The sequence below is a fragment of the Rhodoblastus sp. genome (assembly GCF_041915505.1).
Lineage (GTDB): Bacteria > Pseudomonadota > Alphaproteobacteria > Rhizobiales > Beijerinckiaceae > Rhodoblastus.
In genome coordinates this window covers 1-3,262 of record NZ_JAYSBG010000374.1, presented here as the reverse complement: position 1 = coordinate 3,262, position 3,262 = coordinate 1, and the positions used below count along the sequence as shown (strand labels likewise).

At 66.1% G+C, this 3,262-nt stretch carries 3 protein-coding genes and 1 tRNA gene; 3 read left to right on the top strand and 1 reads right to left on the bottom strand.

Translation table 11 applies throughout. The features are described from left to right. Positions 1-241 precede the first annotated feature (241 nt). On the top strand, positions 242-451 hold the full coding sequence (locus tag ACE3S9_RS17135; RefSeq protein WP_374547693.1) for a DUF2842 domain-containing protein: 210 nt from the start codon (positions 242-244) through the stop codon (positions 449-451). A gap of 8 nt (positions 452-459) precedes the next feature. On the opposite strand, the gene ACE3S9_RS17130 is transcribed toward ACE3S9_RS17135, so the two are convergent. Next, the gene (locus tag ACE3S9_RS17130) at positions 460-1,557 is read right to left on the bottom strand and encodes a polysaccharide deacetylase family protein (RefSeq protein WP_374547692.1); all 1,098 of its coding nucleotides are present in this window, start codon (positions 1,555-1,557) and stop codon (positions 460-462) included. A gap of 47 nt (positions 1,558-1,604) precedes the next feature. Between ACE3S9_RS17130 and ACE3S9_RS17125 the strand changes: the two genes are divergently transcribed. Next, complete coding sequence (locus tag ACE3S9_RS17125; RefSeq protein WP_374547691.1) at positions 1,605-2,786, top strand: GNAT family N-acetyltransferase; 1,182 nt, start codon at positions 1,605-1,607, stop codon at positions 2,784-2,786. A 96-nt stretch (positions 2,787-2,882) separates the two neighbouring features. Beyond that, positions 2,883-2,958 (top strand) — tRNA-Lys (locus ACE3S9_RS17120). The last annotated feature ends 304 nt before the right edge of the window (positions 2,959-3,262 follow it).

Genomic DNA, 3,262 nt, shown 5'->3' with positions numbered 1-3,262 from the left:
CTTGAGGATACGCATCGTCTTCTCCCAGAATATCCCGACGACGTCGGCTGCAATGCGCCGCGTCCCGCTCTGTTTGCGCCTTTCGCCATGAACTTGGTATGAACATCCAATACCAGGTTTCGATGATCGCGACTCATCGCGATCATCGAGGCCCCTCGCATCAGCTCGGCGTCGCATTCGCTCCTGACCGGTTCTCGCCAGAGAACCGGTGTGCGCGAGCCGGTTCGGAATGGAGTTTTGAATGCGCAGCCGCCAGCGGAAATTGATCGGCGCGGTCTTCATGGTCGTCTTCGTGATCGTCTATGCGCTCGCGGCGATGATGCTCGCGCAGGTCACGGCGCTGAAGGTCGAATCCGGCGCGCTGCGCCTGCTGATTTTCGCGCTGCTCGGCCTCGGCTGGGCGCTTCCGATGATCCCGCTGATCGGCTGGATGGAGCGGCGCGACGACTGACCGGGCGCTCAGCCGACATTGACGCGCCGGCCGCCGTTCCACAGGAAGAAGGGCGCGCCGGACAGCAGGACGTCGAGAAAAGCAAGATCCTGCCACAGGCCGTTGGCGGACAGGCGGGGCAGGGCGCGCAGATGACGCGCATGGTCCGGGAAGATCATGCCGGGCCGCGTCGTGACCGCCGAGGCGAAGCCGGCTTCGGCCGCCAGCGTGAATTCGCGCGGGCCGGCGGCGGCCACGTCGCCGTAAGGATAAGCGAAATGACGGCAGGGCAGGCCGAGTTCGTGCTCCAGCCGCGCGCGGCTGCCGGCGATTTCCGCCCGCGCGACCTCGACCGGCAGCGCTGAGAGGCGCGGATGGGTCAGGGAATGTGCGCCAATGGTGACGAGATCATGGGCCGCCAGCTCGCGCACATCGTCCCAGTCGAGACAGGACGCCTCGACCAAAGCGCGCCCGTCGACGCCCGCCTCGGCGGCGAGCGCGGCGACGGCGCCCAGCAGCCTTTCCTCGCCGGCCTCGCGCAGGAGAAGGCGGAGCCGCTCGAAGGCTTCCGCCTTCTCCGCCACGTCGGTCGCCAGCAGGCCGATTTCCACGCCGCCGACATTCAGTTCGACGACATCGAGCCGGCGGATCGCCTCTTCCAGCTCGACCCACCACAGCCGCGCCGTGCGGTCGGCGAGGCCCGGCGCGAGATAGAAGGTCGCCGGCGCCTCATGGCGCTCCAAAGCCGGCAGGACATGCTCGATCAGGTCGCGATAGCCGTCGTCGAAGGTCAGGACTGCGAAGGGGCCGCCCTCGCCGGTGACGAGGCGCGACAGGGCCTCGTCGAGCGAGACGATGGCGAGGCCGGTCTCGCGCAGGCGCGTCAGCACGGCGTCGAAAAAGTCCGGCGTGATTTCAAGCAGGGCGTTGGGCTGGAAAGGGTCGCTCGGGGCCGGGCGGACCCGGTGGAACGTCAGGATGACGCCGCGTCCGCGCAACAGATCGCCCGCGATCCGGTGGAGCCGGGTGGCGCGAAACAGGCCGAAGCCGGCCGCAATGACGTTTTTCTTCCAGTCCGTGACGGCCAAGGCGCTCTGACTCCAATCCTGCATCAAGCTAGCAAGCATGCGTTGACCTTTTATTGATAAGCCGGACGGGCTCAGGGAAAGCGCGAATGTCCGTCGCCGCGCAGCGCACGCTCAAACCATCCGACATCCCGGCGGCGGCCTCGCCCCGGCCGGCCTTCGCGCGCGTCGAATTGTTCGAGGATCCGGCGCAGGCGCTGGAGGTCTGGCGCGCTTTGTCGCCCGAAAGCTGCGGCTCGTTCTATCAGAGCGAAACCTTCATCCTGTCCTGGCTCGAAAGCGTCGCCGCTCACGACGAGGCGCGGCCGTTCTTCGTGGTCGCGCGCGACGAGGCCGGCGCGCCGCTCGCCTTGCTGCCGCTCGGCCTGTTCCGCTTCGGGCCGTTGCGGGTCGCGCAATTTCTCGGCGGGAAACATTCCAACTACAATCTCGGCCTGTTTCGCGGCGACCGCCTCTTTTCCGCGCCCGACCTCAAGGCCGTATTGCGCGCGGCCGCGCGCGCGGCGCCCAAGGGGCCGCATCTCTATCGCCTGTCGAACCTGCCTCCGTTCTGGCGGGAGGCGGCCAATCCGCTCGTCTTGCTGCCGCATCGCCCGGCGGCGAGCCGCGCCTATGCGACGCGCCTGGACAGAGACGGCGAGGCTTTTCTCGCCGCCCATTTCTCCCCGGACGCGCGCAAGAAAATGCGCAAGAAGGAAAAGCGCCTCGCCGGCATGGGCGTATTGCGCCATGTCCGGGCCGAGACCGCCGCGCAGGCGGAGCACATTCTCGACGCGTATTTCGCGCACCGGGGCGCCCATCGCGACGCTCATGTGGCGGCGGCGGCGGACCAATCCACGCGCGCCTTCTATCGGGCGCTGGCGCGTCGCGCCGAAGGGCGTGCGGAGGTTGAATTCCATGCTCTGTCGCTGGACGACAGGATCGTCGCTACTTTCGGCGCGGGACTTTGCGGCGGTCGGCTGCAGGGCATGTTCATTTCCTACGATTCCGATCCCGAGATCGCGAAATCGAGTCCTGGCGAATTGCTGCTATGCCACGTCGTGCTGGACGCCTGCGCGCGCAACTTTTCGGCCTTCGATCTTGGCGTCGGCGACGCGCGCTACAAGACGGGCTTTTGCGACGAGGGGGAGCCGCTGGTCGAGGCGCTTTACGCGCCGACCGTGATCGGGCGGCTGGCGGCGCCGCTTTTTATCGCGGCTTCGGCGACGAAAGCCGCGATCAAGCGCGATCCACGCCTGTTCGCCTTGGCGAAGCGATGGCTGCCGCGCTGAAATCGCCGAAACGGAAGGGGCGGCGGGCGCGGGATAGCTTGGAATGAGCTATTGACCGGCGGGGAGAAGCCCTGTACTTCCCGTTTCACCCTCGAAGAGCGCGTAGCTCAGCCGGTAGAGCATCTGACTTTTAATCAGAGGGTCCTGGGTTCGAGTCCCAGCGCGCTCACCAATTAGAACAATTGGTTGTATCATTCTCCTAAAGTGAAACATTAAGCTATGCGACGTCGTGTGACGGTCGCATGGCGTCGCGCGACGACAAGCTTCGACGGCATGCGCTCTTTGTCGCGCCCGATCGGCTGGGCGCGGCGGAGGAGGCCATAGCGGCTTTGACGCCTGCCGGCGCCCTCGATGTATCTAACCGTTAGAAACTACCTTGGCGGACTTAAGGCGCTCATATTCCCTGCCGTAGTCGTCTCCCACGCGCTGGTATTTAGGGCGCGTGGAATTTCGATCACGTAATGGCTGCGGGGGAT

Bases quoted from the DNA above. Each gene is read 5' to 3' on its own strand.
- ACE3S9_RS17125 (WP_374547691.1), top strand. From the start codon at position 1,605: ATGTCCGTCGCCGCGCAGCGCACGCTCAAACCATCCGACATCCCGGCG.
- ACE3S9_RS17130 (WP_374547692.1), bottom strand. From the start codon at position 1,557: ATGCTTGCTAGCTTGATGCAGGATTGGAGTCAGAGCGCCTTGGCCGTC.
- ACE3S9_RS17135 (WP_374547693.1), top strand. From the start codon at position 242: ATGCGCAGCCGCCAGCGGAAATTGATCGGCGCGGTCTTCATGGTCGTC.